The organism is Geodermatophilus sp. URMC 65 (assembly GCF_053502545.1).
Genome location: NZ_CP199954.1, coordinates 1,877,475 through 1,903,925 on the forward strand (window position 1 = coordinate 1,877,475; position 26,451 = coordinate 1,903,925).

Annotated in this window: 23 protein-coding genes and 2 pseudogenes; 14 read left to right on the top strand and 11 right to left on the bottom strand. The window is 75.6% G+C overall.

Annotation, left to right across the window (positions count from 1 at the left end; all coding sequences use genetic code 11):
* The first annotated feature begins 24 nt into the window (after nucleotides 1-24).
* Nucleotides 25-888, top strand: a complete 864-nt coding sequence (locus ACWIX7_RS09110; protein ID WP_448621221.1) for a hypothetical protein — start codon at nucleotides 25-27, stop codon at nucleotides 886-888.
* Here ACWIX7_RS09110 and ACWIX7_RS09115 read toward each other — a convergent pair.
* Entirely contained in the window at nucleotides 845-1,156 is a 312-nt protein-coding gene (locus ACWIX7_RS09115) for a putative quinol monooxygenase (RefSeq protein WP_448621222.1), read from the bottom strand. The genes ACWIX7_RS09110 and ACWIX7_RS09115 overlap by 44 nt on opposite strands.
* 61 nt (nucleotides 1,157-1,217) lie before the next feature.
* Here ACWIX7_RS09115 and ACWIX7_RS09120 point away from each other — a divergent pair, with 61 nt between their 5' ends.
* Complete coding sequence (locus ACWIX7_RS09120; protein WP_448621223.1) at nucleotides 1,218-2,639, top strand: FAD-dependent oxidoreductase; 1,422 nt, start codon at nucleotides 1,218-1,220, stop codon at nucleotides 2,637-2,639.
* An 80-nt stretch (nucleotides 2,640-2,719) separates the two neighbouring features.
* On the opposite strand, the gene ACWIX7_RS09125 is transcribed toward ACWIX7_RS09120, so the two are convergent.
* Both ACWIX7_RS09125 and ppc read right to left on the bottom strand, forming a co-directional pair.
* Nucleotides 2,720-3,841, bottom strand: coding sequence for an inositol monophosphatase family protein (locus ACWIX7_RS09125; protein ID WP_448621224.1), 1,122 nt, complete (start codon nucleotides 3,839-3,841; stop codon nucleotides 2,720-2,722).
* Nucleotides 3,834-6,665 carry a phosphoenolpyruvate carboxylase gene (gene ppc / locus ACWIX7_RS09130; RefSeq protein WP_448621225.1) on the bottom strand — a complete coding sequence of 944 codons (2,832 nt, stop codon included), beginning with the start codon at nucleotides 6,663-6,665 and terminating at the stop codon, nucleotides 3,834-3,836. The genes ACWIX7_RS09125 and ppc overlap by 8 nt, the downstream gene beginning before the upstream one ends.
* 217 nt (nucleotides 6,666-6,882) lie before the next feature.
* On the opposite strand from ppc, the gene ACWIX7_RS09135 reads away from it, so the two are divergent.
* The 3 genes and pseudogenes from ACWIX7_RS09135 (at nucleotide 6,883) to ACWIX7_RS09145 (ending at nucleotide 8,772) form a co-directional block, all read left to right on the top strand.
* The gene (locus ACWIX7_RS09135) at nucleotides 6,883-7,818 is read left to right on the top strand and encodes an SMP-30/gluconolactonase/LRE family protein (RefSeq protein WP_448621226.1); all 936 of its coding nucleotides are present in this window, start codon (nucleotides 6,883-6,885) and stop codon (nucleotides 7,816-7,818) included.
* A gap of 166 nt (nucleotides 7,819-7,984) precedes the next feature.
* Nucleotides 7,985-8,485 (top strand): annotated as a pseudogene (locus ACWIX7_RS09140) (class E sortase); the annotation flags it as partial.
* A 128-nt stretch (nucleotides 8,486-8,613) separates the two neighbouring features.
* Nucleotides 8,614-8,772 (top strand): hypothetical protein, encoded by a 159-nt coding sequence (locus ACWIX7_RS09145; protein WP_448621227.1) that lies wholly within the window; start codon nucleotides 8,614-8,616, stop codon nucleotides 8,770-8,772.
* 1 nt (nucleotide 8,773) lies between these two features.
* On the opposite strand, the gene ACWIX7_RS09150 is transcribed toward ACWIX7_RS09145, so the two are convergent.
* From ACWIX7_RS09150 to ACWIX7_RS09165, 4 genes and pseudogenes are all read right to left on the bottom strand, one after another.
* Entirely contained in the window at nucleotides 8,774-9,631 is an 858-nt protein-coding gene (locus ACWIX7_RS09150) for a tetratricopeptide repeat protein (RefSeq protein ID WP_448621228.1), read from the bottom strand.
* A gap of 124 nt (nucleotides 9,632-9,755) precedes the next feature.
* Nucleotides 9,756-10,949: an ABC transporter permease gene (locus ACWIX7_RS09155; RefSeq protein ID WP_448621229.1), complete on the bottom strand. Its 1,194-nt coding sequence runs from the start codon at nucleotides 10,947-10,949 to the stop codon at nucleotides 9,756-9,758.
* Nucleotides 10,946-11,479, bottom strand: coding sequence for an ABC transporter ATP-binding protein (locus tag ACWIX7_RS09160; RefSeq protein WP_448621230.1), 534 nt, complete (start codon nucleotides 11,477-11,479; stop codon nucleotides 10,946-10,948). The genes ACWIX7_RS09155 and ACWIX7_RS09160 overlap by 4 nt, the downstream gene beginning before the upstream one ends.
* A gap of 104 nt (nucleotides 11,480-11,583) precedes the next feature.
* Nucleotides 11,584-11,772, bottom strand: a pseudogene (locus tag ACWIX7_RS09165) (ATP-binding cassette domain-containing protein); the annotation flags it as partial.
* A 171-nt stretch (nucleotides 11,773-11,943) separates the two neighbouring features.
* Between ACWIX7_RS09165 and ACWIX7_RS09170 the strand changes: the two are divergent.
* Entirely contained in the window at nucleotides 11,944-12,630 is a 687-nt protein-coding gene (locus ACWIX7_RS09170; RefSeq protein ID WP_448621231.1) for a UdgX family uracil-DNA binding protein, read from the top strand.
* Nucleotides 12,631-12,799: 169 nt separating this feature from the next.
* Here ACWIX7_RS09170 and ACWIX7_RS09175 read toward each other — a convergent pair whose 3' ends face one another.
* Together ACWIX7_RS09175 and pdxH are read right to left on the bottom strand one after the other, a co-directional pair.
* Nucleotides 12,800-14,161, bottom strand: a complete 1,362-nt coding sequence (locus ACWIX7_RS09175; protein WP_448621232.1) for an MFS transporter — start codon at nucleotides 14,159-14,161, stop codon at nucleotides 12,800-12,802.
* A complete protein-coding gene (gene pdxH / locus ACWIX7_RS09180) occupies nucleotides 14,158-14,814 on the bottom strand; it encodes a pyridoxamine 5'-phosphate oxidase (protein WP_448621233.1) in 657 nt (218 codons plus the stop codon). Before pdxH ends, ACWIX7_RS09175 begins: the two co-directional genes overlap by 4 nt.
* A 227-nt stretch (nucleotides 14,815-15,041) precedes the next feature.
* Here pdxH and ACWIX7_RS09185 point away from each other — a divergent pair, with 227 nt between their 5' ends.
* The 4 genes from ACWIX7_RS09185 to ACWIX7_RS09200 all read left to right on the top strand — a co-directional run bounded on the left by ACWIX7_RS09185 (nucleotide 15,042) and on the right by ACWIX7_RS09200 (nucleotide 19,091).
* A complete protein-coding gene (locus ACWIX7_RS09185) occupies nucleotides 15,042-16,166 on the top strand; it encodes a citrate synthase 2 (RefSeq protein ID WP_448621234.1) in 1,125 nt (374 codons plus the stop codon).
* A gap of 54 nt (nucleotides 16,167-16,220) precedes the next feature.
* Nucleotides 16,221-17,333: a phosphoserine transaminase gene (serC, locus tag ACWIX7_RS09190; protein WP_448621235.1), complete on the top strand. Its 1,113-nt coding sequence runs from the start codon at nucleotides 16,221-16,223 to the stop codon at nucleotides 17,331-17,333.
* 251 nt (nucleotides 17,334-17,584) lie between these two features.
* Complete coding sequence (sepH, locus tag ACWIX7_RS09195) at nucleotides 17,585-18,523, top strand: septation protein SepH (RefSeq protein WP_448621236.1); 939 nt, start codon at nucleotides 17,585-17,587, stop codon at nucleotides 18,521-18,523.
* Between the two features lie 94 nt (nucleotides 18,524-18,617).
* Nucleotides 18,618-19,091, top strand: coding sequence for a general stress protein (locus ACWIX7_RS09200; protein ID WP_448621237.1), 474 nt, complete (start codon nucleotides 18,618-18,620; stop codon nucleotides 19,089-19,091).
* Nucleotides 19,092-19,222: 131 nt separating this feature from the next.
* Here ACWIX7_RS09200 and ACWIX7_RS09205 read toward each other — a convergent pair whose 3' ends face one another.
* On the bottom strand, nucleotides 19,223-20,032 hold the full coding sequence (locus tag ACWIX7_RS09205) for a TrmH family RNA methyltransferase (RefSeq protein WP_448621238.1): 810 nt from the start codon (nucleotides 20,030-20,032) through the stop codon (nucleotides 19,223-19,225).
* Between the two features lie 65 nt (nucleotides 20,033-20,097).
* On the opposite strand from ACWIX7_RS09205, the gene ACWIX7_RS09210 reads away from it, so the two are divergent.
* Together ACWIX7_RS09210 and ACWIX7_RS09215 are read left to right on the top strand one after the other, a co-directional pair.
* Complete coding sequence (locus ACWIX7_RS09210) at nucleotides 20,098-21,048, top strand: NAD(P)/FAD-dependent oxidoreductase (RefSeq protein WP_448621239.1); 951 nt, start codon at nucleotides 20,098-20,100, stop codon at nucleotides 21,046-21,048.
* A gap of 152 nt (nucleotides 21,049-21,200) precedes the next feature.
* Nucleotides 21,201-22,598 carry an MFS transporter gene (locus ACWIX7_RS09215; protein WP_448621240.1) on the top strand — a complete coding sequence of 466 codons (1,398 nt, stop codon included), beginning with the start codon at nucleotides 21,201-21,203 and terminating at the stop codon, nucleotides 22,596-22,598.
* Nucleotides 22,599-22,636: 38 nt separating this feature from the next.
* On the opposite strand, the gene ACWIX7_RS09220 is transcribed toward ACWIX7_RS09215, so the two are convergent.
* Nucleotides 22,637-23,449 carry a thioesterase family protein gene (locus ACWIX7_RS09220; RefSeq protein WP_448621241.1) on the bottom strand — a complete coding sequence of 271 codons (813 nt, stop codon included), beginning with the start codon at nucleotides 23,447-23,449 and terminating at the stop codon, nucleotides 22,637-22,639.
* A gap of 28 nt (nucleotides 23,450-23,477) precedes the next feature.
* Between ACWIX7_RS09220 and ACWIX7_RS09225 the strand changes: the two genes are divergently transcribed.
* Together ACWIX7_RS09225 and ACWIX7_RS09230 are read left to right on the top strand one after the other, a co-directional pair.
* A complete protein-coding gene (locus tag ACWIX7_RS09225) occupies nucleotides 23,478-24,446 on the top strand; it encodes an aldo/keto reductase (protein ID WP_448621242.1) in 969 nt (322 codons plus the stop codon).
* 195 nt (nucleotides 24,447-24,641) lie between these two features.
* Nucleotides 24,642-26,426 (top strand): peroxidase family protein, encoded by a 1,785-nt coding sequence (locus ACWIX7_RS09230; protein WP_448621243.1) that lies wholly within the window; start codon nucleotides 24,642-24,644, stop codon nucleotides 26,424-26,426.
* The last annotated feature ends 25 nt before the right edge of the window (nucleotides 26,427-26,451 follow it).

Sequence of the window (26,451 nt, forward strand, 5' to 3'; positions counted from 1 at the left end):
GCTCCTCCCGACCTATCGTGGAGCATGGTCGGCGCGGGGCGTGCTCTCGGGGTGGCCGCGCTCGCCGCGGCGTGCCTGGCCCTCGGCGTGCCGGCCGCGGCGGCCGACCGGGGGGAGGACGCCGAGGTCGGCTACGACGTCTCCTTCCCGCAGTGCGGCGACCGGCTGCCCGACGACCCGGCGTTCGCCGTCGTCGGCGTGAACGGCGGGCTGGCGACCCGGCCCAATCCCTGCCTGGCCGAGCAGCTGGCGTGGGCGGCGGAGGAGACCACCGGCGCGGTGGCGGCTCAGCCGCGGCTGCAGCTCTACGTCAACACGGCCAACCCCGGCCAGGTCCGCGACCAGGTGACCACCTGGCCCTCACGCGGCCGCACCCCCTACGGCCGCTGCGAGGGGACCAACAGCCGGGCCTGCTCGTGGCGGTACGGGTGGGAGCGGGCCGCGGCCACGGTGGCGGAGTTCTTCGTCCCCGCGGCCGAGGCCGCCGGCGTCGACCCCGACCCGGGCGAGCACACCTGGTGGCTCGACGTCGAGACGACGAACACCTGGCAGACCGGCTCGGCACCTGCCCGCGCCCGCAACCGCGCGGCGCTCGAGGGGATGGTCGCCCGGCTCGCGGCCACCGGCGCGGAGGTCGGCCTGTACTCCACCGGCCGCCAGTGGCGGCGGATCGCCGGCGCGGTGCCCGAGGACAGCGCGCTGCACGACCTCGACAGCTGGCTGGCCGGCGCGAGGTCCCTCGCCGGTGCCCGCGTCGCGTGCCTGCGCGACCCGCTGGTCGACGGCGGGCACGTCGTCCTCACCCAGTACGTCACCGACGGGCTGGACCACGACCACAGCTGCCCTACAGAACGCCCTTGGCGTCGTCTCCTGTCGGGATGGGATTGAGCACCTGCAGCTCCGGGGCGCCGGCCAGCTTGCCCTCCAGCTGCCGCGACAGCTCGGTGAACGGCTCGCCCCTGCCGTGCGCGGCCAGCGCCTCGGGGCTCGCCCACTGCTCGATCATGACGAGGGAGCCGTCGCGCGCCTCGTGCAGCGCGTAGCGCTCGCACCCCCCCTCCGCGTGCACCTGCGGGACGGCGGCCAGCACGGCCTCCCGGACCGCCTCGGCGTGCTCGGGCTGCGGGGTGATGGTGGCGACGACGACGACGGACACGGGCGGCCTCCTGGACTCGGGGTTCTCGGAGCCTGGTGCTTGCCCACCCCGGCGGGACAGGATGCGTGATGTGTCGGCCGACGAAGACCCCGGTCCCCCGTCCCCTCCCCCGCGGCTGCGGGTGGCCGTCGTCGGCGCCGGTCCGGCGGGCATCTACGCCGCCGAGGCGCTCACCCGGCAGCAGGAGGTCCCGGTCGCCGTCGACCTGATCGACCGGCTGCCCACCCCGTTCGGCCTGGTGCGCCACGGCATCGCCCCCGACCACCCGAAGATGCGGGCGATCCGCGACACGCTGCACCGGGCCCTGGACCACCCGGCGGTGCGCTTCGTCGGCAACGTGGAGATCGGCCGCGACCTCTCCTGCTCCGAGCTGCACGCCGCGGTGGACGCCGTCGTCTACACCTACGGCGCCGCGCTGGACCGGCAGCTGGCCATCCCCGGCGAGGAGCTGCCCGGCAGCCTGGCCGCCACGGCGCTGGTCGCCTGGTACACCGGCCACCCCGACGCCGACCGGACGACGGTCGAGGCGGCACTGGCGGGCGCCCGATCGGTCGTCGTCGTGGGGGTCGGCAACGTCGCGCTCGACGTGGCCCGCGTGCTGGCCCGCACCCCGGCCGAGCTCGAGCCCACGGACATGCCGCAGCACGTGCTCGACGCCCTCGCCGCCGCCCCGGTCGAGCGGGTCACCGTGCTGGGCCGGCGCGGCCCGGCACAGGCCACCTTCACCACCCAGGAGCTGCGCGAGCTCGGCGAGCTGGCCGAGGCCGACGTGCTGGTCGACCCGGCCGATCTGGAGCTCGACCCGGCCGCCGAGGAGCGCGTGGCGGCCGACCGGGTGGCGTCGCGGAACCTGGCGGTGCTGCACGAGTGGGCGCAGCACACGGCGCAGCCGGGCCGGACGACGGTGACCCTGCGCTTCTTCTCCCGCCCGGTGCGCCTGCTCGGCGAGGACCGGGTGATCGGCGTCGAGGTCGAGCGCACCGTCGTCGACGCCGACGGCCGCGCCTCGGGCACCGGCGAGACGACCGTGCTGCCGGCCGACCTGGTGGTCCGCTCGGTCGGCTACCGCGGCGGGGAGCTGCCCGAGCTGCCCCTCGACGCGCGCCGCGGCACCGTCCCCAACGACCAGGGCCGGGTGCTGCGCGGTGGGGAGCCCTCCCCCGGCGAGTACGTCGCCGGCTGGATCAAGCGCGGGCCGACCGGGGTCGTGGGCACCAACAAGCACGACGCCCGCGAGACGGTGGCCGCGCTGCTGGCCGACGTCGCGGCCGGCGTCGTCCGCCCCAGCAGCAGCAGCGGGGACGACGACCTGGTGGCGACCCTGCGCGCCAACGGCGCCGACGCGGTGCTGCTCGAGGACTGGCGGGCCATCGACGCCGCCGAGGTCGCGCTCGGTGCCACCCGCGGCCGGGCCCGGACGACGCTGCACGAGTGGGAGTCGCTGCTGGCCGCCGTGAAGGAGGCGGCCGCCCGCACCCGCTGAGAGAGGACCCCCCTGCCCCCCACTGCTCGCACGCTCGCAGCGAGCCCCTGCAAGGGGGCCGTGGACGTCTGCTCGGACTCCTATGCCTCGGTGCAGGTCAGCTCGCGCAGCAGCTCCCGCGCCCGCTCCTCGGTGCCCGCGGCGACGAACCGGATGAGCGTCTCGGTGTCCGGCCGCAGCCGCAGTGGCACGCCGTCCGGGCCCAGGGCCACCCCGCCGGCGGCGGCGAGCAGCGCCAGCCCGCCGGCGACGTCGTGCACGTGGGTGCCGCTGCGGTCGAGGTTCTGCCACGCCCCGGCCGCGCCGTCGGCGACCAGGCAGACGTCGACCGCGGTGCAGCCGGTCACCCGCACCCGGCGGGCGCTGGCCGGCACGACGACGGCCGACCCCGACGGCGCGGTGGGCGCGACGACCGTCCCGGCGTCCCGCGGCCGGACCGGCACCCCGTCGCGCCGCGCACCCTCCCCGACCGCACCGGACCAGCGGCGGCCCGACGACAGGTCGGCGACCAGGCCCGCGACCGGGCGGCCGTCCTGCACCAGTGCGGCAGAGAAGGCCCACGGCGCCAGCCCGGCACGGAAGTTGCCCGTGCCGTCGAGGGGGTCGAGCACCACCCACGGCTCGTCGCCGGGGACCGGGCGGTCGGAGCGCTCCTCGCTGAGCACGGTCACCCCGAGCGGGCGCAGCGCGTGCGCGGCGGCCAGGTGCGCGGCCTCGTCGGCGCCCAGCGACGGGCTCCCGTCGGACTTGACGGTGTCCTGACCGGCGTCGCGGGCCAGCGCCACGGCGACCCCGACCCGGGTGGCGGCGAGCGCGGCGGCGTGCAGGAAGCGGGCGGTCAGCGGGGCGTCGTCCGGCGGGGTGGGGACGGCGACGACGTCGTCGGTGGCCGCGTCGCGCACCCGCTCGCAACCCCAGGCCGACGCGACGGCGAGGACGGCGGGCCGGGTGACCCGGGCGCCGCGCCGGCGGACCAGCACCGCCTCGGCGTGCCCGTCGTCGGCCCACGCGCGGCGCAGCAGGGCGACGCCGTCCCGGTGGTCGACGAGCAGGCGGAGGTCGGGGTCGGTGAGCGTGGTCGCCAGGGCGGCCGGCGCGACGCCGAGGGCCCGGGCCGCGGCCTGCACCTCGGCGGACCCGGTGGCCACCCGCAGGTCCAGCGGCTCGGCGTCGGCCAGCTCCTCCAGCTGCGGCTCAGCCACTGTTGCGCAGGGCCGTGGCGATGCCGTTGATGGTCAGCTGGATGTTGCGGCGGACCAGCTCGTCGTCGTCCCCACCCTGCCCCGCGTACCCGCGACGCCGGCGCAGCATCTCCACCTGCAGGTGGTGCAGCGGCTCCAGGTAGGGGAAGCGGTTGCGGATGGACCGCGCCAGCGAGGGGTTGTCGGCCAGCAGCCGGTCGTCGCCGGTGACCGCCAGCAGCATCCGGCAGCTGCGCTCGTGCTCGGCGGTGAGCTGGTCGAACACCCGGTGCCGCAGCTGCTCGTCGGGCACCAGCTCGGCGTAGCGGGCGGCCAGGTCGAGGTCGGTCTTGGCCAGCACCATGCCCATGTTGGACAGCATCGTGCGCAACCACGGCCAGCGCTCGTGCAGCTGCTGCAGCCGGGCGAGCCGGGCCGGGTCGCCGTCGACCCAGCTCTCCAGGGCCGACCCGGTGCCGTACCAGCCGGGCAGCATGATCCGCGCCTGCGACCAGCTGAACACCCACGGGATGGCGCGCAGGTCGGCGATCGAGTCGCCGGCCTTGCGCGACGGCGGCCGGCTGCCGATGTTCAGCTCGGCCAGCTCGCCGATCGGCGTGGCGGCCCGGAACCACTCGACGAAGCCCGGCGTCTCGTGCACCAGCGCGCGGTAGGCCTGCTGGGCGCGGGCGGCGAGGTCGTCGAGCAGCGCGTAGGCGGGCTCGGCGTCGTCCCCCAGGCCCTCGGTGTCGAGCAGGCTGGCCTCCAGCGTGGCCGCGACCATCGCCTCGAGGTTGCGCCGGGCACGGTCGGGCTCGGCGTACTTGGCGGCGATGACCTCGCCCTGCTCGGTGATCCGCAGCGCGCCGGCCACCGCGCCGGGCGGCTGGGCCCGGATCGCGTCATAACTGGGGCCGCCGCCGCGGCCGACCGTGCCGCCGCGGCCGTGGAACAGCCGCAGCCGCACGCCCTCGCGCCGGGCCACCTCCACCAGCGCCAGCTCGGCCCGGTACAGCGCCCAGTTGGCCGCGAGGTAGCCGCCGTCCTTGTTGCTGTCGGAGTACCCGAGCATCACCTCCTGCACGTCCCCGCGGTCGCGCAGCAGGGCCCGGTACAGCGGCTGGCCGAGGACGGCGGTCACGGTCTCCGCGGCGTGCTGCAGGTCGCCGATCGTCTCGAACAGCGGCGAGATGCCGACCGGGCAGCGCGGGCCTGGGTGGGCGGAGGACGAGTCGCCGGGGTCGAGCAGGCCGACCTCCTTGAGCAGGACGGCGACCTCGAGGACGTCGCTGACCGACTCGCACATGCTGATCACGTAGTTCGGGACCGCCTGCGGGCCGAGCGTGCGGACCTGGTCGGCCGCGGCCCGCAGGACGTCCAGCTCGCCGCGGGCCAGGTCGGAGAGCGCGGCGTCCGGGCGCACCAGGGGACGGCGCATCCGCAGCTCGCCGACCAGCAGCTCGACCCGCTGCTCCTCGTCGAGGGCGGCGTAGTCGGGGCACACCCCGGCCCAGGCCAGCAGCTCGGCCAGCACGTCGGCGTGGACGGCGGAGTTCTGCCGCATGTCCAGGCCGGCGAGGTGGAAGCCGAAGACCTCGACGCTCTCCCGCAGCCGGGCCAGCCGGTCGTCGGCCAGCGCACCGGCGCCGTGCGTGCGCAGCGAGGCGTCGATCGTGGCGAGGTCGGCCAGCAGCTCCTCGGGCGCCGCGTAGGGCTCGAGCACGGCGTGCGGCGGCGGGCCGGGCACCGACCCGAGCACCCGCTGCGCGGTCGCGGCCAGCCGGGCGTGCACGCCGTACAGGGCGCGGCGGTAGGGCTCGTCGGCGCGGAACGGCGAGTCGTCGCCGGAGGCGTCGGCCAGCCGCGCCAGCTCCGGGGTCGGCGTGATCAGTCGGTCGGACATCGACAGCTCGTCGTGCAGCGCCAGCAGCTCGGCGAGGTGGTGGCCCAGCGCCGTCTCGGCCTGCCGGGTGCCGGCCCGGCGGACGGCGTCGGCGGTGACGAACGGGTTGCCGTCGCGGTCGCCGCCGATCCACGAGCCGGGCAGCAGCACCGGACGGTCCAGCCCGGCCGACGGCCAGCGCTCGCGCAGCGCCCGGCGCAACTCGGCGTTGATCGCCGGCACGACCTCGAACAGCGACAGCTCGTAGTAGCGCAGCGCCTCGTCGATCTCGTCGGCCAGCCGCAGCCGCGAGAGCCGCAGCAGCGCCGTCTGCCAGAGCGTGAGCACCGCGCGCTGCAGCTCCGCCGACCACGCCGGGTCGTCGGCCTCGCCCGGCGCGGACCGGTCGCGCCGGCGGATCAGCTCGGTGATCTGCCGCTGCACCCGCGAGACGGTGCGACGGCGCACCTCCGTGGGGTGCGCGGTGACCACCGGGCTGACCAGGGCCCCGGCGAGCTCACGGGCGACGACGTCGGCATCGAGGTGCGCGGCGTCGAGCAGCTCGAAGGTGGCCGCCAGGCTGCCCTTCTGCGGTGGCGAGCCCTCGATGCGGTGGAACCGGCGGCGGCGCTCGTGGTGCAGGTCCTCGGCGAGGTTGGCCAGCAGCGAGAAGTGGCTGAACGCGCGGATGACGTGGTTGGCCGAGCGGACGTCGAGGGCGCCGAGCCGGGCGGCGACGTCGGCGCGGTCGACCTCCGAGCGGCGCAGCCGGAAGGTCTCCACGCGGGTGGACTCGACGAGGGCGAGGACGTCGTCCCCCGACTGCTCGCGGACGACCTCGCCGAGGACCCGGCCGAGCAGCCGGATGTCCTCGCGCAGCGGGGCGTCGGCGGCGTCGGTGCCGTCCTCCTCGAGCCCTCCGTGGTGGCGCAGGTCGGCGACGTCGACGGTGGCTTCGGACACCTGGCGAGTATCGACCGCCCGTGTGACGTGTGGGTGTCGCGGCGGGGCGCCGCAGCGTCCGTGGGCGGCCCCCATGCCCCACTCCCCCTGATGATCATGGGGTCGTTGCAGGAGGACGCGCCGGGCGACGGCGTGTCCGGCGGCGAGCGGCCCATGATCACCGCGGGACGGCGGCGCTCGGCGCGCACCGGGCCCGCCGCGCCGGGACGATGCAGGGGTGCAGCGACTCACCGCCTCGCCCGTCCCCGGCCTGTCCCCCGCCCAGCACGGCGAGGGCCCGACCTGGGACGCCGGCCGCGGCGAGCTGCTGTGGGTGGACATCCAGGGCGGGCTGGTGCGCCGGGCCGCGGTCGACGCCGAGGGCACGCTCACCGAGACCGGGGTGCACCGCGGCGGGGACACCGTCGGCGCCGTCGTCCCGGCGGACGGCGGCGGGTGGCTGCTCGCCGCGGACGGCGGCTTCACCCACCTCGCGGCCGACGGCACCGCCCGGGTGCTGCTCGCCCTGGCCGGCGAGGGCGGCACCGAGGCGGACGGCGGCACGCGCATGAACGACGCGGCCTGCGACCCGGCCGGCCGCTTCCTCGCCGGGACCATGGCCTTCGACCAGCGGCCCGGTGCGGGGACGCTGTACCGGCTGGACCTCGACGGCACGGTCACGACCGTGCTGGACGAGCTGACGGTGTCGAACGGCATCGACTGGTCACCGGACGGCCGCACCGTCTACCTCGCCGACTCCGGCCCGGGCCTGGTGCACGCCTTCGGGTACGACGTCGACACGGGCGCGTTCACCGACGGCCGGGTGCTCCTGGAGTTCGACCCCGACGACGGCGTCGCCGACGGGCTCACCGTCGACGACGAGGGCTGCCTCTGGACCGCGCTGTGGGGTGGCGGGCAGGTGCGCCGCTGGTCACCGGAGGGCGAGCTGCTCGCCGTCGTCGAGGTGCCCGGGGTGGCCCAGACGTCGAGCTGCGCGTTCGCCGGACCCGCGCGCGACCTGCTGGTGGTGAGCACCTCGGCCGAGGGGCTGGACGACGAGGCGCGGGCCGCCCAGCCCGACGCCGGCCGGCTGTTCACCGCGCGCCCGGGGGTGACCGGTCCGCCGGCGGGGGTCTACCGCGGCCCGCTGGAGGGGCTGCGCCAGCAGGGGTGAGACCGCCGTCCGCTGGGACGGGAGGGGCTGCTGGGGTGCGGCCGCGCGGCGCTCCTGGCCGGGGGCGCCGGTCGACCCAGCATCGGTCGCCGTGTCGAGGACCCGGGCGGACGCCCTGCGCACCGCGGCTCGCGGCACCGGGCAGCTGCTGTTGACGGTCGGCTACGTGCTGCTGCTGTTCGTCGTCCACGAGCTGTGGGTGACCGACCTGCAGAGCAACGCCCGGCAGGACGAGCTGATCGCGGAGCTGCGCGAGGAGTGGTCGGCTCCGACGGCCGCCGTCCCGGCCGAGCTGCAGGGCGGCGAGGCGTTCGCGATGCTGCACATCCCGCGGCTGGGCGCCGACTACGCCCGGGCGGTCGTCGAGGGCACCGGCACCGAGGAGCTCGAGCAGGGGCCGGGCCACCATCCCGGCACCGCGATGCCGGGGGAGCTGGGCAACTTCGCCGTCGCCGGGCACCGGGTGGGCCGCGGGTCGCCGTTCCTGGAGATCGACGCGCTGCGCGAGGGCGACCCGGTCGTCGTCGAGACCGCCGACAGCTGGTTCGTCTACCGGGTCCTCGGCCCGGCCGAGCAGGTGCCCGGCCAGCAGGTCGTCTCCCCCTCGGACGTGTCGGTCATCGCGCCGACCCCCGACGGCCCGCCGACGGGCGCCTACCTGACCCTGACCACCTGCCACCCGGAGTACTCCGCGCGCCAGCGCCTGGTCGTGCACGCCGTGCTCGACGGGCCCGCGCTGAGCCGTGCCGAGGCACCCGACGGCCCCCGGCCCTGCGAGGAGTGTGAGGAGCGACCGTGTACTCCTGGATCTGGCGGCACCCGCCCGGCGGGACGGCGGTGCGGGCACTGCTGGCCCTCGTGCTCGTGGCGGCGTTCAGCGCGTTGCTGCTGTTCGTCGTCTTCCCGTACGTGGAGCCGTACGTCCCGGTCGCCGACGTCACCGTCGGCGGCTGAGCTAGCCGCCGAGCTCGCGCAGCGCCTGCGCGGCGAGGTCGTCGCCGTCCGCGGCGCCGAGCCGGAAGTGCTCCACCGCGCCGTCGAGGTCGCCGCGGTCGGCGAGCAGCACGGCCAGGTTGTGGTGGCAGTAGCCGTCACCGGCGGCGATGCCCGCGCGGTAGGCCTCCTCGGCCGCCTCCACGTCGGCCAGGTCCTCGACGTAGAAGTTGCCCAGCGGCAGCCACGCCTGGACCTCGCCGAGCTTGGCACCGCGCTCGAGGGTGAAGCGGGCCTCCACCACCCGGCCGGTGACGCGCAGCAGTGCGGCCAGCGCCACCCGCGCGCCGGGGAAGCGGTCGGCCCCGCTGCGCAGGTCGACCTCCAGCGCGACATCGTGCGAGGCGGCCCACCGCCAGCAGGCGACCACCGCCGCGGCGACGTCGTCCCCCGTGGCGGCGAGCTCGGCCGCCACGGCGATGGCCTGCTCGTGCTCGCCCTGCTCGTGCAGCAGGAACGCCAGCTGCAGGCCGCCCTGGGTGTCCCCGGCGGCGCCGGCGCCCCGGTAGGCGCGCATCGCGCCGGCCAGGTCGCCGAGCTGCTCGAGCACCAGCCCGAGGTTCACCCAGGCATCGCGCTCGCCGCCGGCCAGCGCCTTCTCGTAGGCGTCGACGGCCTCCTCGACCCGGCCGCGCGCGGCCAGCGAGTTGCCCAGGTTGAACCAGCCGAGCGCGTCCCCCAGCTCGGCGGCCCGGCGGAAGCAGCGCTCGGCGTCCTGGGAACGCCCGGCGTCGGCCAGGTCGCAGCCCAGCTCGATGACGGCGTCGGCGTCCCGGCAGGCGCGCAGCCCCCGGAGGCGCCCGTCGAGGTCCTCCCGCATGCGGCGATCATGGCGAGGCCCGGGCGCCCCGTCCTCCCCCGCCCGGGCGCTCTCACCCGTCGGAGGCGGTGCAGGTCACCCGGGGGTAGTCAGCCGTCCGCCGGGCCCGCCTGTCCCGGCGGCCCTAGGCACGCTCGGCCCGGAGCGCCTCGCGCACCTTCGTCCGGCCGCTGGTGCGCAGCAGGGCGCCGGCGTAGACCCGCCCGCCGAGGCGGACGGCCAGGCCCACGGCGCCCAGCATGAGGACGACGGCCAGCGCCACCTCCCAGCCCGCCGCCTCCCCGGCCGCCTGGCGCACCGGCATGACCAGCGGGGAGAGGCCGGGTACGAAGGAGGTGACCGTGGCCAGCGTGCCGCCGGGGTCGCCGGCCGCCTGGACCGCCACGAAGAACCCGGCGACCAGCAGCATCGACGCCGGGGTGAGCACGCTGCCGAGGTCCTCCTGCCGGCTGACCAGCGACGCCGCCACGGCGAAGACGCAGGCGTAGAACGCGTAGCCGAGCACGAACCAGGCGACGACGGTGGCCACGGTCCCGATCAGCTGCCCCGGGACGTCGACCAGGTCGAACGCCAGCGCGCCGGCCACCCCCACCGCGCCGATGACGACGATCTGCCCCAGCCCGAGCAGGCCGAGCCCGAGGATCTTGCCGGCCAGCAGCTGCCACGGCCGCATGGTCGCGAGCAGCAGCTCCACCACCCGGCTGGCCTTCTCCTCCACCACACCCTGGGCGACGAACTGCGCGAACAGGATCAGCAGGCCGTAGAGGACGACGACGCCCATGATCGCCACGACCACCCGCTGGCCGTCGTCCTCCCCCTCGTCGCCGACCGGGGTCACCGCCACCTCCGGCAGGGACTGCAGGTCGACGCCGGCCTCGAGCAGCCGGTCGGAGACGGCCAGCCCGCTGACCGCGCCGCCGACGACCGCCTCCAGCGCGGGGTCCCGGTCGACGAGCAGCAGCTCGGGGGCCGGCCCGGTGCCGTCGACCAGGGCCGCGTCGACCTCCTCGGTCTCGACGGCGTCGCGCGCCGCGGCCTCGTCGGGGACGTCGACGACCTCGACGTCCACGCCGACCGCCTCGCCCTGCGCCTCGACCGCGGGCCCGATCCGGCCGTCGTCCGCGGCGACGGCGACGCGGCTGGTGTCCTCCCCGCTGCTGATCACCACCTGGAAGGCCATCGTGCCCAGCAGCAGCAGGAGGATGACCACCGAGCTGATGACGAAGTTCTTGTCGCGGATGCGGCTGGAGACCTCCCGCGCCGCGACCAGCCGGACCAGCGCGGCGCTGCCGGGTGTGCGGGGTGCGGACGACGTCACGCGGCGACCTCCCCGGCCGGCTCGGCGACCGCCTCGCGGAACAGCTCGACCAGGCTCGGCTCGCGCCAGGCGAAGTGCGCGACCCGGCCGGTGCGCAGCGCCGCGGCGAGCACCGCCTGGTCGTCGGTGCCGGGCGCGAGCGCCAGCAGGGTGTCGCCGGCCAACTCGGACTCCACCCGCACGCCGGGCAGCGCGGCCGCCCACCCCGGCGGCGCGTCCGGGACGACGACCCTCAGCAGCCGGCCGGACTCGCGGCGGCGCAGCTCGGGAACCGGCCCGGCGGCCACCATCGAGCCGCGGGCGAGGATGCCCACGGCGTCGCAGAGCCGCTCGACCAGGTCGAGCTGGTGGCTGGAGAAGACGACCGGGACGCCGCCGCGCACCTGCTCGAGCAGCGCCTCGGCCAGCGCGTCGACGCCCACCGGGTCCAGGCCGGAGAACGGCTCGTCGAGGATGAGCACCTCGGGCCGGCTGACCAGGGCCGCGGCCAGCTGCACCCGCTGCTGGTTGCCCAGCGACAGCTCCTCCACCCGCGAGCGGCGGCGCTCGGCGAGGCCCAGCCGGTCGCCCAGTGCTCCGCGGCGCGGGCGGCGGCCGCGCCGTCCAGCCCGTGCAGCCGGGCGAAGTAGGCCAGTTGCTCGCCGACCCGCATCTTCGGGTAGAGGCCGCGCTCCTCCGGCATGTAGCCGATCCGCCGGCGCAGGGCCTGGTCCAGCGGCCGGCCCTGCCAGCGCACCTCGCCGGCGTCGGCGCGGACCAGCCCCATCGCGATCCGCATCGTCGTCGTCTTGCCGGCGCCGTTGGAGCCGCAGAAGCCGAACATCGAGCCCGGGGCGACCGCGAAGGAGACCCCGTCGAGCACCCGGTTGGCCCCGTAGCTCTTGTGCAGACCGTCGAACTCCAGCACGCGCTCCCCCTGTCACCCTCCGTTGCCGAACCAACGTATCGGTCGGCTGCTCTCGCGCCGGGACGGCTGGTGGGGTGTCATCGGCCCATGAGCCAGGAGAACGTGCCGGCGCAGCCGCCGACCGGGGTCGGGCTGGAGGGGCTGCGCACGGCGGCCGCCGGGTGCAAGGCGTGCGAGCTGTGGGAGGGCACGACCCAGACCGTGTTCGGCGAGGGGCCGGAGACCGCCCGCATCGTCTTCGTGGGCGAGCAGCCCGGGGACCAGGAGGACCGCAAGGGCGAGCCGTTCGTCGGTCCGGCCGGCCGGCTGCTCGACCGGGCGCTGGGGGATGCCGGCATCGACCGCCGCGACGCCTACATCACCAACGCGGTCAAGCACTTCCGGTTCACGCAGAAGGGCAAGCGGCGGATCCACCAGACCCCCGGACCCGAGCACCTGCGGGCCTGCCGGCCGTGGCTGGAGGCGGAGTTCGCCGTCCTGCAGCCGGAGGTGGTCGTCTGCCTGGGTGCCACGGCGGCCAAGGCGCTGATCTCGCCGTCCTTCCGGATCACCAAGGACCGCGGCCAGCTGCTCCCGTGGACCCCGCCGGGCGTGGCCCGCGCGGAGGCCGGCGACGACCGCCCCGCGGACGACGACGAGGACGCGCCGCACCAGACCTGGATGCTGGCCACCACGCACCCCTCGGCGATCCTGCGCACGCCGGACGAGGCCCGCGAGGCCGCCTACGACGCCCTCGTCGCCGACCTGCGGGTGGTCGCGCACGCCCTCGCCTGAGGGCGCCCCCAGCGGGACGCGCGCCGCGCGAGGCGGTTCCTCGACGCGCATCCCCCGGGGGCACGCCGTCGGCCGAGTGAGCAGTTGCGGTCGGCGACGCGCGACGCCACGCCGGGCGCGGCAGCCGCACCTGCTCACTCGGTCCCTGCGCACGCCCTGCGGGCGCCCGTCAGCCGTGGGCGGAGGGCTGCGCCGAGCGGGAGGCGCGGAAGACCCAGAACGAGGGCACGACCAGCGCCACGACCGCCATCGCGACGACGACCACCACGCCGCCGGAGACCATCGCCGCGGTGACCCCCGCGGCGCTCGCGATCGCGCCGGCCCGCAGGTCCCCCAGCCGCGGCCCGCCGGCGACGACGACGAGGAACACGCCCTGCATGCGCCCGCGCATCCCCTCCGGCGCGGCCAGCTGCAGCATCGACGAGCGCAGCACCGCGCTGACCATGTCGCCGGCGCCCGCCACCGCGAGGCAGAGCACGGCCAGCCACAGCGTCGAGGCGAACCCGAAGCCGATGATCGCGATCCCCCACACGACGATCGCGACGAGGACGACCGCGCCCTGCCGGTCCACCCGCGACACCCACCCCGACGTCAGCCCCATGAGCAGCGCTCCGATGGAGATGCCGGCGAACAGCCAGCCCAGGCTGTTCGGCGAGTCGGCGTAGCGGCCCTCCGACAGCTCCGGGAAGACCGCCTGCGGCCAGGCGAAGAGCATCGCGACGACGTCGACGACGAAGGTCATCAGCAGCACCGGCTGGGTGCGCAGGAAGGCGAAGCCCTCGGCCACGCCCCGCACGGCGGCGCCCAGCCGCAGCGGCCCGGCGTCCCGCCCCGGGGGCAGCGGCGGCAGGCCGCGCAGCAGCAGGACGGCGACCAGGAAGCCGAGCGCGTCGACGGCGTAGGCGACCGGCAGGCTGCCGACGGCGATGAGCAGCCCGGCCAGCAGCGGGCCGGCGATGACCCCGACCTGGCGCACCGTCATCGCCAGCGCGTTCGCCGCCGGCACGCCCTCGGCGCCGACGAGCGCGGGGATGACGGCGCTGCGGGTGGGCTGGTTGACCGCGGTGAACCCGGAGACGCAGGCGGTGAGCACCCACAGCAGCGCCAGGTTCCCGCCGCCGGGCAGCAGCGCCTGCCCCGCCAGCAGCGCGCTGGTGACCGCCGAGCCGACGCCGGTGACCAGCATCAGCCGCCGGCGGTCCATCGAGTCGGCGATCGCGCCGCCGAGCAGGCCGAAGACGATCAACGGCACCAGCGCCACCACCGAGGTGACGCCGACCAGCAGGGAGGAGCCGGTGAGCGCGTAGACCTGGTACGGGACGGCGACCAGCGTCATCTGCTGGCCGAGCATCGTGGCCGCCACGCCCCAGAACAGCCGCCGGTAGTGCGGGTCCCGCAGCGGGGTGGTGTCGATCGCCCAGGCACGGCGCTGCCGGGGCGGCACCGGCACCGGCTCCTCGACCGGACCGCCGCCCTCGACGGGGTCGACCGGGTACGGCGCCTGGTCCGGCGGGTCCTCCGGACCGCTCACGGTGCCAGCCGCTGGACGACCCAGCCGCCGCCCTCCTCGTCGTCGCGGACGAAGCGCAGCCGGTCGTGCAGCCGGTCGGCCCCGCCCTGCCAGAACTCGACGGAGTCGGGCACCACCCGGTAGCCGCCCCAGACCTCGGGCCGCGGCAGCTTCTCGCCCCCGGTCTCGGCGTCCAGCCGGCGCAGCCGCTCGACCAGCTCCTCGCGGGAGTCGACCCTCGTCGACTGGATCGACGCGGCAGCGGCCAGCTGCGCGCCGCGGGGGCGGGGGTCCCACAGGTCGTCGCTGGCCGTCTCGCCCACCCGCTCGACCCGGCCGGTCACCCGCACCTGCCGCTGCAGCGCGTGCCAGGGGAAGACCAGGGCCGCGCGGGGGTTCACGGCCAGCTGGGCGCCCTTGGCCGAGGCGTAGCTGGTGACGAAGACGAAGCCGGCCTCGTCGTAGCCCTTCAGCAGCACGATGCGCGCGTCGGGGGCACCGTCGGCGTCGGCCGTGGCGACCACCACGGCGTTGGGCTCGGGCAGCTCCGCGGCGACGGCGTCGGTGAACCAGCGGTCGAACTGCTCGACCCAGGTGGGGGCGAGGTCGTCCTCGCGGAGGCCCCGGGTCTCGTAGTCCCTGCGCATGCGGGAGAGGTCGGGCACGACCTCCATCGTCGCAGCCGGGCACGGGCGCCGTGCTGTCACCCGCCTGTCCCGCGAGATCTGCACAGTGGTGGTGATCGGGCGCCCGACGACCGCCACTGTGCAGATCTCGCGGGAGGGCAGCACGGGACGCCCGCCCCGGGTGTCCCGGGGGCGTCGGCACGGCCTAGGGTCGCAACCGCAGTCGTGCGCCGCCCCGTGCGGGCACGAGTCCCGCGCGCAGAGGAGCATGCGAGATGGCCGACGACTTCGTACCCGGCCTGGAGGGCGTGATCGCCTTCGAGACGGAGATCGCCGAACCGGACAAGGACGGCGGCTCCCTCCGGTACCGGGGCGTCGACATCGAGGACCTGGTCGGCAAGGTCACCTTCGGCAACGTCTGGGCGCTGCTGGTCGACGGCAAGTTCGGCCCGGGCCTGCCGCCGGCCGAGCCCTTCCCCATCCCCGTGCACACCGGCGACGTCCGCGTCGACGTCCAGGCGGCGCTGGCCATGCTGACCCCGATCTGGGGCTACAAGCCGCTGCTGGACATCTCCGCCGAGGAGGCCCGCGAGGAGCTCGCCCGGGCCGCGGTCATGGCGCTGTCCTACGTGGCCCAGTCCGCCCGCGGCATCGGCATCCCGGCGGTGCCCCAGTCGCGCATCGACGAGGCCTCCACCATCGTCGAGCGGTTCATGGTGCGCTGGCGCGGCGAGCCCGACCCCCGCCACGTCGCCGCCGTCGACGCGTACTGGACGTCGGCCGCCGAGCACGGCATGAACGCCTCCACCTTCACCGCCCGCGTCATCGCCTCCACCGGCGCGGACGTCGCCGCCTCGCTGTCCGGCGCCATCGGCGCGATGTCCGGCCCGCTGCACGGCGGCGCCCCCTCCCGGGTGCTGCACATGCTGGACGGCGTCGAGCAGACCGGGGACGCCGAGAAGTACGTCAAGGACCTCCTCGACCGGCACGAGCGGCTCATGGGCTTCGGCCACCGGGTCTACCGCGCCGAGGACCCGCGCGCCCGCACGCTGCGCAAGGCCGCCAAGGAGCTCGGCGCCCCGCGCTTCGAGGCTGCGCTGGCCCTCGAGCAGGCCGCCCTCAAGGAACTGCGCGAGCGGCGTCCCGACCGGCCGATCGAGACCAACGTGGAGTTCTGGGCGGCGATCGTGCTGGACTTCGCCGAGGTGCCCAGCCACATGTTCACCTCGATGTTCACCTGCGCCCGCACCGCCGGCTGGTGCGCGCACATCCTCGAGCAGAAGAACACCGGCCGCCTCGTGCGCCCGTCGGCCCGCTACGTCGGCCCGGCCCCGCGCCAGCCCGAGGAGGTCGAGGGCTTCGACACCATCAAGGTCAAGTCCATCGACCAGCCGGTGTGAGGAAGGACCTCCCTGCCCCGGCCCGACCTCCACTCTGAGAGGCAGTCCTCCCGGATGAGCATCACCATCCCCGCCGACCTCCTGCCCTCCGACGGCCGCTTCGGCTGCGGTCCGTCGAAGGTGCGTCCCGAGGCCCTCGAGGCGCTGGCCGGCAGCGGCGCCACCCTCCTGGGGACCTCCCACCGGCAGGCGCCGGTCAAGGGCCTGGTCCGCCAGGTGCGCGAGGGGCTGACCGAGCTGTTCGACCTGCCCGACGGCTACGAGGTCGTCCTCGGCAACGGCGGGACGACGGCGTTCTGGGACGCCGCGATCATCGGGCTGATCCGCGAGCGCAGCGCCCACGGCACCTACGGCGAGTTCTCCGGCAAGTTCGCCTCCGGCGTGGCCGAGGCACCCTTCCTCGCCGACCCGGTCATCGCCAAGGCCGAGCCCGGCTCGCTGGCCCTGCCCACCGCCACCGACGGCGTCGACGTCTACGCGTGGGCGCACAACGAGACCTCGACCGGCGTCATGGCCCCGGTGCAGCGGCCGCACGGCACCGAGGACGCGCTCGTGCTCATCGACGCCACCAGCGGCGCCGGCGGGCTGCCGGTCGACGTCACGCAGACCGACGTCTACTACTTCGCCCCGCAGAAGAACTTCGGTGGGGACGGCGGGCTGTGGGTGGCACTCATGTCGCGCGACGCCCTCGACCGCATCGCCGAGATCAAGGCGTCGGGCCGCTGGGTCCCCGGCTTCCTGGACCTGTCCATCGCCGTCGACAACTCGGCCAAGGACCAGACCTACAACACCCCGGCCGTCGCCACGCTGTTCCTGCTGGCCGACCAGATCCGCTGGCTGCTGTCCCTGGGCGGCCTCTCCGGCGCCGTCTCGCGCACCCGGGACTCCTCGAGCCGGCTCTACGGCTGGGCCGAGCAGTCGCCGTTCGCGACGCCGTTCGTGGCCGACCGCGACCAGCGCTCCTGGGTCGTCGGCACCGTCGACTTCGACGAGTCGGTGGACGCCGCCGAGGTGGCGAGGGTGCTGCGCGCCAACGGCGTCGTGGACGTCGAGCCCTACCGCAAGCTGGGCCGCAACCAGCTGCGGGTGGGCATGTTCCCCTCCGTCGAGCCGGACGACGTCAGCGCGCTGACCGCCTGCATCGACTTCGTCGTCGGGAAGCTGTGAGCGGGGACCCCCTGCCCCCGCCTCCCGCGGGCTCTCGGCGGGACCCCGCAGGGGGCCGCTGTCCTCCGGGCGTGCCGACGGCGACACCGGGGTACCGCCCCGGCACCCATGTCGGAGCCGGGCGCGCGCCACGCCGGGCGAGCCTGCCGACACGCTCCCGCGTGCGCGGATAGCCTCGCAAGCGGACTCCCCCATCCCGGGGCCGGTCCGCCCGCCGTCCCGCCCCCGAGCACCCACCCAGGAGGCCGCCCATGCGTCAGCTGCGGCTGGTGGCGCTCTCCGACGACGGCAGGAGCCTCGTGCTCGCCCTCGACGGCGCCGAACCCGGCGAGGAGGGCGAGCGGTTCGAGCTGCCGATCGACGAGCGGGTCCGCGCCGCCGCCCGCGGGGACGCCCGCCGGCTCGGCCAGATCGACGTGGAGATCGGCGCGACGCTGCCGCCGCGGGTCATCCAGGCCCGCATCCGCGCGGGGGAGACCCCCGAGCAGGTGGCGCAGGCCTCCGGCATCCGGGTCGAGCGGATCATGCGCTTCGCCCACCCGGTGCTGCAGGAGCGCGAGCGGGTGGCCGAGCAGGCCCGCGAGGCCCGGGTGCGGCTGTCCGAGGGCACGCCGTCGGTCCCGCTGCAGCAGTACATGTCCGAGCGGCTGCGACTGCTCGGCGCCGACCTCGACGCCGTCCGCTGGGACGCCCACCGCGCCGGCGACGGCGTCTGGCAGGTCACCGCCGCCTGGCAGGCCGGCGCCAAGTCCGGCGTCACCCGGTGGGCCTACGACATCCCGGCCCGCACCGTCACCCCGGTCGACGCCGCCACCACCGACTTCGCCGAGGGCACCCGTCTGGTGCGCGTCGTCCCGCACGTGCCGACCGAGCGGCCCGCGCCGATGCGCAGCCGGCCGGTCGTCGTCGTCCCCGACGACGACGACGGCGTCGCCGCCCCCGCCTCCTCGCGGCTCGCCCGGGACGAGGACGACGACCCGGCCGCGGACGACGAGGTGCGGCCGGTGCTGCCGGCCGACGGCGCCCCCGCCGGAACCCCCCCCACCGACCCCCCCGCCGACGCGGACGACATCAGCGAGCACGACACCGTCGTCCTGGGCCGCCCCGTAGGGGACGACGACGACGAGGACCCGCGGGCCCGCATCCCGGCGTGGGAGGACATCGTCTTCGGGGTCCGTCGGCACCGCTGACCTGCGGTTACCTGCGCGGGTGGGCTCGGCGACGAGTGACGCCGGCCACTCCGGGGGAGGTGTCCGCGCGGAACTGCCGGGTACCACGAAGGACATGTCAGCCTCGGTGTCCATGCCCCTCGGCGGCGTGCAGGTCGGTTCCTTCGACACGTACGAGCAGGCCCAGGCCGCCGTCGACTACCTCTCCGACCAGAAGTTCCCCGTCGAGAACGTCACGATCATCGGCTCGGACCTGCGCCAGGTCGAGCGGGTCACCGGTCGGCTCACCTGGGGCCGGGTGCTCGCCGCCGGCGCGGCCGGCGGGGCCTGGTGGGGCCTGTTCGTCGGCCTGCTCCTCGGCATCTTCGCCGTGGACGGCTCCGCCTGGATCGGCTCGCTCCTGACCGGCCTGCTCATCGGTCTGCTCTTCGGCATGCTGTTCGCCGCGATCGGCTACTCCGCCAGCCGGGGACAGCGCGACTTCACCAGCACCAGCGCCGTGGTCGCCGGCCGCTACGACGTCATGTGCAACCCCGCCCGCGCCGAGGAGGCCCGGGCGCACCTGGCCCGCTTCTCGCTGCGCGGCTGAAGGAGGACCCCCTGCCCCACCGTAGAAGGACCCCTTCCTGCCCACCCTTCGCGAGCTCAGGGTGGTGCCCGGGACGGGGCCGCGGCGGGCCCCTGCAGGGGGGCCGTTCCAGTACGTCACCAAGTGTCGACTCAGCGCAGCGTCGCGAAGGCCACCGCGGCCGCTGCTGCGACGCCCAGTGAGTCGACGCCGGCCCGCATGGGGATGCGCGCCCGCACGCGAGCGGCCCGCTGCGCCTCGGGGGTCAGCCCCGGCCCCTCCGCCCCGAGCAGCACCGCCGTGCGCGGGTGCGCCCGCGGGTCCAGCTCGGCCAGGTCGACCGCGTCGTCGGCCGGGGTGAGCGCCACGGTCAGGTAGCCCGCCCGGTGCAGCCGGTCCAGCCCGCCGGGCCAGTCGGGCAGGACGGCGAACGGCAGCGCCAGCACGTGGCCCATCGAGACCCGCACCGACCGGCGGTACAGCGGGTCGGCGCAGCGCGGGTCCAGCAGCAGGCCGTCGACGCCGAGGGCCACCGCGGAGCGGGCGATCGAGCCCAGGTTCTCGGCGTCGTTGAGCGCCTCCAGCACGGCCAGCCGACGGGGCGCGGCCGGGTCCGGCCCGGCCAGCAGCGCGTCGAGGTCGGCCGGGGGACGGCGGTCGGCCGAGGCCAGAACACCGCGGGTCAGCCGGAAGCCGATGACCTCCGAGAGCACCCACTTGTCTGCCTCGTAGGCCGCGACCCCCTCGGGCAGGTCCAGCGCCGCCACCCTCCCGGGCACGCCCAGCACCGCGCGCACCCGGTAGGGCGAGGCCAGCAGCCGCTGCACCGCCGGGACGCCCTCCACGATGACCGGGCCGGTGCCGCGCTCGGTGCCCGGCCGGCGGTCCCCGGCCTTGAGGTCGCGGAAGTCGGCCACCCGCGGGTCGTCCGGGTCGGTGATCGTCGTGGGGGTGGGCGGCACGGCGCCGATCCTCCCAAGCCGCGCTCGGTGGGCGGTCGCGCCGTCCGGCCCGCAGGATCGTCGGCGTGCGCCCCTCCCCCGTGACCGTCGTCGGCGCCGGCATCGCCGGGATCGCCTGCGCCCGCGCCCTGGCCGCGGCCGGGGTGCCCGTCCGCGTGCTCGACCGCGGTCGCCGGCCGGGCGGGCGGATGGCCTCGCGGACGCTGTCGCAGCGGACCGTCGACCTCGGCGCCTCGTACCTGACCGCGCACGAGGGCTCGCCGTTCGCCGCGGTGGTCGACGACTGGGTCGCGCGCGGCCTGGCCCGCCCGTGGACCGACACCTTCGCCGTCGCCGGGCCCGACGGGCTGCGGTCCACCACCACCGGCCCGGTCCGGTACGCCGCGCCCGACGGGCTGCGCTCGCTCGTCGTCGACCTGGCCAGGGGGCTGGACGTCGAGAGCGGGCGCACGGTCGCCGCCGTCGGCCCCGGCCCGCGGGTGGACGGCGAGGACGTGCCGGCCGTCGTCCTGGCCATGCCGGACCCGCAGGCCCGCCGCCTGCTGGACGCGGACACGGCCGGGCGGCTGCTCGACGACCGGCCGTGGGAGCCGTCGCTGGCCGTCGTCCTCGGGTGGTCCGGGCGGCACTGGCCGGCCGACCTGCACGGTGCGTTCGTCCACGACGACCCGGCGGTCACCTGGGTGGCCGACGACGGCGACCGGCGCGGGGACGGCGCCCCGGTGCTGGTGGCCCACACCACCGCCGAGCTGGCGGCCGCGCACCTCGAGGACCCGGACGCCGCCGCCGGCCCGGTCGCCGCTGCGGTCGGCCGGGCGCTGGGGATCGACGTCCCGCCGGCCTGGACGGCGGTGCACCGCTGGACGTACGCGCGCCCGACCGAGCCGCGCTCGGAGCCCTTCGGGTTGGCCGACGGCATCGGCTTCTGCGGCGACGGGTGGTCGGCGCCGTCCCGGGTGGAGAGCGCCTGGACCTCGGGCACGGCGCTCGGCCGAGCCCTGCCCGCGGGGGCCTGAGCAGGCCCAGTGCGCCACCGGCGCCAGCCGACACGGCCGGACGCCACCGGGACACGAGCCGTCCTCCGCGCGGAATTGCCCGCATCGCCAGGCACCCATAGCCTCCCAGCAGGGTCAGTGGCGCGCCCTCCGCGATGGCGACAGGAACGGCGATGACGACCCCACGACAGGACACGCCCGCCCTCGACCGTCGGTCGCTGCGCAAGCTCATGGCCGCGGGGCTCATCGGGAGCTCGATCGAGTGGTACGACTTCTTCATCTACGCCACTGCGGCGGCGTTGGTGTTCGGTGAGCTGTTCTTCCCCAACGCCTCTCCGCTCGTCGGCACGTTGCTGGCCTTCAGCACCTTCTGGGCCGGCTTCATCGCCCGTCCCATCGGCGGCCTGGTCTTCGGTCACTTCGGGGACAAGGTCGGCCGCAAGCCGGCCCTCGTCACGTGCCTGGTCCTGATGGGGTCGGCGACATTCCTCATCGGCCTGCTGCCGACGGCCGACTCGATCGGCGTGCTCGCGCCGATCGTGCTCGTCGTGCTGCGCTTCCTGCAGGGCATCGCGGTCGGCGGACAGTGGGGCGGGGTCATCCTCCTGCTCACCGAGAACGCCGGGCGGGATCGCCAGGGGCGCGCGGGCACCTTCGGGCAGATGGGCGTCCCCATCGGCGTCATCCTGGGCAACGTCGTCTTCCTGGTGGTGAGCGCCACCGTGAGCCCCGAGGCCTTCGTCTCCTGGGGTTGGCGCATCCCGTTCCTCGCCAGCGCCGTGCTCCTGCCCGTGGTCATGTTCATCCAGCTGCGGGTCGAGGACACCCCGGTCTTCCGTCAGCTCCAGGAGCGCCACGAGCACGCTCCCGAGGCCCGGGTGGCCCAGGCACCGATCACCGAGGTCGTACGCAAGCACCGCCGGCCGGTGCTGCTCGGCGCGGGGCTGCTGTTCGGCACCAACGCGATCTTCTACGTCAGCATCGCCGGAGTCCTGGACTACGCCACCCGCGACCTCGGCGTCGACCGCGACGAGCTGCTCGCCGTCACGCTCGCCGCCTCGGCGATCTCCGTGTTCGTCATCTACTTCAGCGGAGTGGTGTCGGACCGGGTGGGACGCCGGCCCCCCATCCTGCTGGGCGCGGCGATCATCGCCCTGTGGGCGTTCCCGTTCTTCTGGCTCATCGACACCGCGTCCCTGCCACTGATCTTCCTGGCGCTCGTCGGCGGGCTGATCGGGTCCTCTCTCACCTACGGTCCCCTGGCCGCCTTCCTGGCCGAGCTGTTCGAGCCGCGGATCCGCTACTCGGGGGCCTCCTTGGCCTACCAGCTGGCTGCCATCCTGGTGAGCGGGGGCACGCCGTTCCTCATGACCGCGCTGCTGGCGGCCACGGGCACATCGGCCTCGGTGTCGGCCTACATCTTCCTCATGGGCGCGATCACGTTCGTCTCGGCGCTCGTCCTGCGCGAGACCCGCACCAGGGACGAGATCCGCGGCGGGCCGGGCCGCGGCGCCAGGAGGACGGAGCCGACGACCGGGATGGCCCCGGGCGACCGGCGGCCCAGCGGCTGACGGTCGCCGCCTGGCCGACCGTGATGGGGTGAACGGGTCTAGCGCGCCACCCGGGCCAGCTGGCGGGCCTGGGCGACCGGCCGGCCGGTGGCGTCCCAGATGCGGCACTCCTCGTCCGACCAGCCGCCGGTCACCTCGGTGGAGCGCGACTCGACCAGGCACCAGCCCGGGGTTGGCAGCGCGCGGATCAGCACCTGCAGCTGCACGGTGGGCGCCCAGCCCGTCCGGCCGACGGCGAAGGCGGTGGGCGGCAGGGCGTCGGCGAACAGCAGCAGCGCCAGCGGGTCGGGGTGGCGGCCGTCGGTCAGCCGGATCCAGGACCGCAGCACCCGCTGGTCGGAGAACCGGCCGACCGTCCAGCCCGCCGTCGCGGGGTCCAGCCGGGTGTCGATCTGGCGGACCAGGCCGACGGCCGGCCCGGCGCCGGTGGTCCGGGTGACGACGCAGTCCTCGGGGGCGGGCACCTGTGGCACGGGGTTCACGGTGTACTCGGCGGGCTCGGTGCCGAGCGTCGACGTCGTCACCTGGGCGGCGATCGACGGGCCGGCCTCGCCGGCGAGCAGCACCGTGGAGTGCGCCAGGGTGCGCCCGGCCGGGCCGGGCGTGACGGCGAGGTGGGCCGGCCCGGCGGCGGTGGCCCGCAGGTAGCTGGCCGACAGCGCGACCGGGTGCGGGTGCGGGCTGTCCAGGACCGCGGCGCGGGCCGCGACCGCCAGCAGGTAGCCACCGTTGAGCACGCCGCCGCCGACGTCCCATCCGGGGTCGAGGTCGGCGACCAGCCCTCCGCCCTCGGCGCGGCGCACCGCCGTGGCGGCGTCGAAGGCGGACGGGGTCCCATCGGTCTGCGGCACGCCCGGGAGCCTGCCAGGGTGGGAGTCCATGGAGTACACGCACCTGGGGCGCAGCGGCCTGTCGGTCTCCCGCCTCTGCCTGGGCACGATGAACTTCGGCTGGAAGACCGACGAGGCCGACGCCCACGCGATCATGGACCGGGCGCTGGTCGAGGGCGTCAACTTCTTCGACACCGCGAACGTCTACGGCTTCGACGCCGGCAAGGGCCGCACCGAGGAGGTGCTCGGCACCTGGTTCGCCCAGGGCGGCGAGCGCCGGGAGAAGACGGTGCTGGCCACCAAGGTGTACGGCGGCATGAGCGACTGGCCCAACGACACGTTCCTGTCGGCGCGCAACCTGGTGCGCTCCTGCGAGGCCTCGCTGCGCCGGATGCAGACCGAGTGGATCGACCTCTACCAGTTCGACCACGTCGACCCGGCCACGCCGTGGGAGGAGATCTGGCAGGCCTGCGAGACGCTGGTCGCGCAGGGCAAGGTGCTCTACGTCGGGTCGTCCAACCACGCCGCCTGGCAGATCGCCGCGGCGAACGAGGCGGCCGCGCGCCGGCACTTCACCGGCCTGGTCAGCGAGCAGTCGCACTACAACCTGCTCACCCGGCACGTGGAGCTCGAGGTGCTGCCGGCCGCGCAGCACTACGGCGTCGGTGTCATCCCGTGGAGCCCGCTGGCGCAGGGGCTGCTCGCCGGTGTGCTCGGCGACCAGGAGGGCGACCGCCGCCGCCTCGAACACAACCGGGAGCGCATCGAGCGGCACCGGCCGGCACTGCAGGCCTACGAGGACGCCTGCCGCGAGTGGGGCTCCGCGCCGGCGGACGTCGGGCTGGCCTGGCTCCTGCACCAGCCGGGGGTGACCGCCCCGATCGTCGGGCCGCGGACGATGGAGCAGTTCGAGGGGTCGCTGCGGGCCCTCGACGTGCGGCTCGACGGGGCCCAGCTGGCCCGGCTGGACGAGATCTTCCCCGGTTACCGAGCGGCACCGATGGAGTACGCCTGGTGATGTCCCTACGGCCGTAGCACCGCACCGTCACCGCGTCCTCACGAAGCGCGACGCGCCGTCCTCCGCACCCCCAGGACTGGGGGACGGCGTCCCCCTCTGCCGCGTGTGCCCGGCACCTCCCCCTGCCCCGGAGCCTCGGAGGCATCCAGAGCGGGCCGTGGGGGCGGGCTCTGCGACGCCGGGGGGCGGGTGCACGTGCACGGGTACGGGGACGAGACGGCCGGGGTGTGCCCGTTCAGCGGGGCGGGCGCCGGGACGACGCGCAGCGGGGTCTCACGACGCACCGTGCTCGCCGGGCTGGCGGGCCTGGCTGCGCTGCCGGTCATGGCCGGGACGGCGCACGCCGCGCCGGGCCGGACGCCGACCCCGCCGCCGCCACGGCCGCCGGCCCGCCGCCCGCGGGCCACGCGCGGCGCGCACGCCGTCGGCAACCCGCGCGGCAGCGACATCGCGGTGCGCGCCGGGCGGGACAAGGAGGCCCGCTTCGGCGTGATGTTCAAGAGTCTGCCGGCCTTCTCCCCGCCGGACGCACTGCTGACCGCGCTGGCGGTCTCGATGAACGACGGCAAGGCACCGCTGTCCGACGTCAAGGACTCCGACGTCGCCTTCGACAACCCGGGCATGCCGGCCGGCTACATCTACCTCGGCCAGTTCATCGACCACGACATGACGCTGGACAAGACCCCGCTCACCCAGCAGCAGCAGGACCCGCGGGGGATGACCAACTACGACACGCCCCGCTTCGACCTGGCCAGCGTCTACGGCAGGGGCCCGGCCGGCAGTCCCGAGCTCTACGACCCGGCACGGCCGGGCTACCTGCTGTGCAACGACCACGACGGGGTGCGCGACCTGCCCCGCGACGACGTCGGCGCGGCCTACCTCGGCGACCCGCGCAACGACGAGAACCTGATCGTCGCCCAGCTGCACGCGGTCTTCCTGCGCCTGCACAACAAGCTGCGCGACCAGGGCAGGAGCTTCGAGCAGGCCCAGCAGCAGGTGCGCTGGCACTACCAGTGGCTGATCGTGAACGACTACCTGCCGCGCATCGTCGGACGGGACGTCGTCGACCGGCTGGTGCGCCGCCGCCGCAACGGCCGGATCGAGTTCCTGGGCCGGTTCTACAAGCCGCGCGACCCGCGCCGGCCCTACATGCCGGTCGAGTACTCTGGCGCGGCCTACCGCTTCGGGCACAGCATGATCCGCGCCGAGTACGAGGTGCACGACCAGCACACCGTGCCGGTCTTCGCCAACGAGGGCTACCAGGACCTGCGGGGCAACCGGCCGGTGCCCGAGGACCTCTGGATCGACTGGAACTACTTCTTCGAGATCCCCGGCATGAGCACGCCCGACGACCGCAACATGGCCCGGCTGATCGACACCCAGCTGTCGCTGCCGCTGTCGAAGCTGCCACCGACCGTCGTGGCGCCCACCGCCGGGGCGATCACCTCGCTGGCCGAGCGCAACCTGCTCCGCGGCAAGCGGCTGGGCCTGCCGGCCGGTCAAGACGTCGCCGTCGCGATGGGCCTGAAGCCGCTGACCAACCAGCAGCTGGGGCTGACCGACCCCGGCTGGAAGGGCAAGGCGCCGCTCTGGTTCTACGTGCTCAAGGAGGCCGAGCTGCTCGGCGGGCACCGGCTGGGCCCGGTCGGCGGCACGATCGTCGCCGAGGTGGTCCTCGGCCTGATGGCCTGCGACACCGCCTCGTACTTCACCGCCAACCCCGGCTTCGACCCCGGCGCCGGGTACTCCATGGGGCACTTCCTGCTCTGGGCCGACGCCATCGACCCGCGGGCCTTCGAGGCGCCGGAGGAGGAAGAACCCGCGGACGGCGAGGTCGACGAGCTGCCCGAGGACGAGGCCCCGCACGAGGAGGAACCCGAGGTCGAGGAGCCGGAGGACGCCGAGGAGCCCGAGCCGCTCGAGCCCGGGGAGGCCCCCGATCCCGCGGCCACCTCCCCGGTGCCCGGCCCGGTCGCCTGAAGGACGACCACCCTTCCCCCCATGC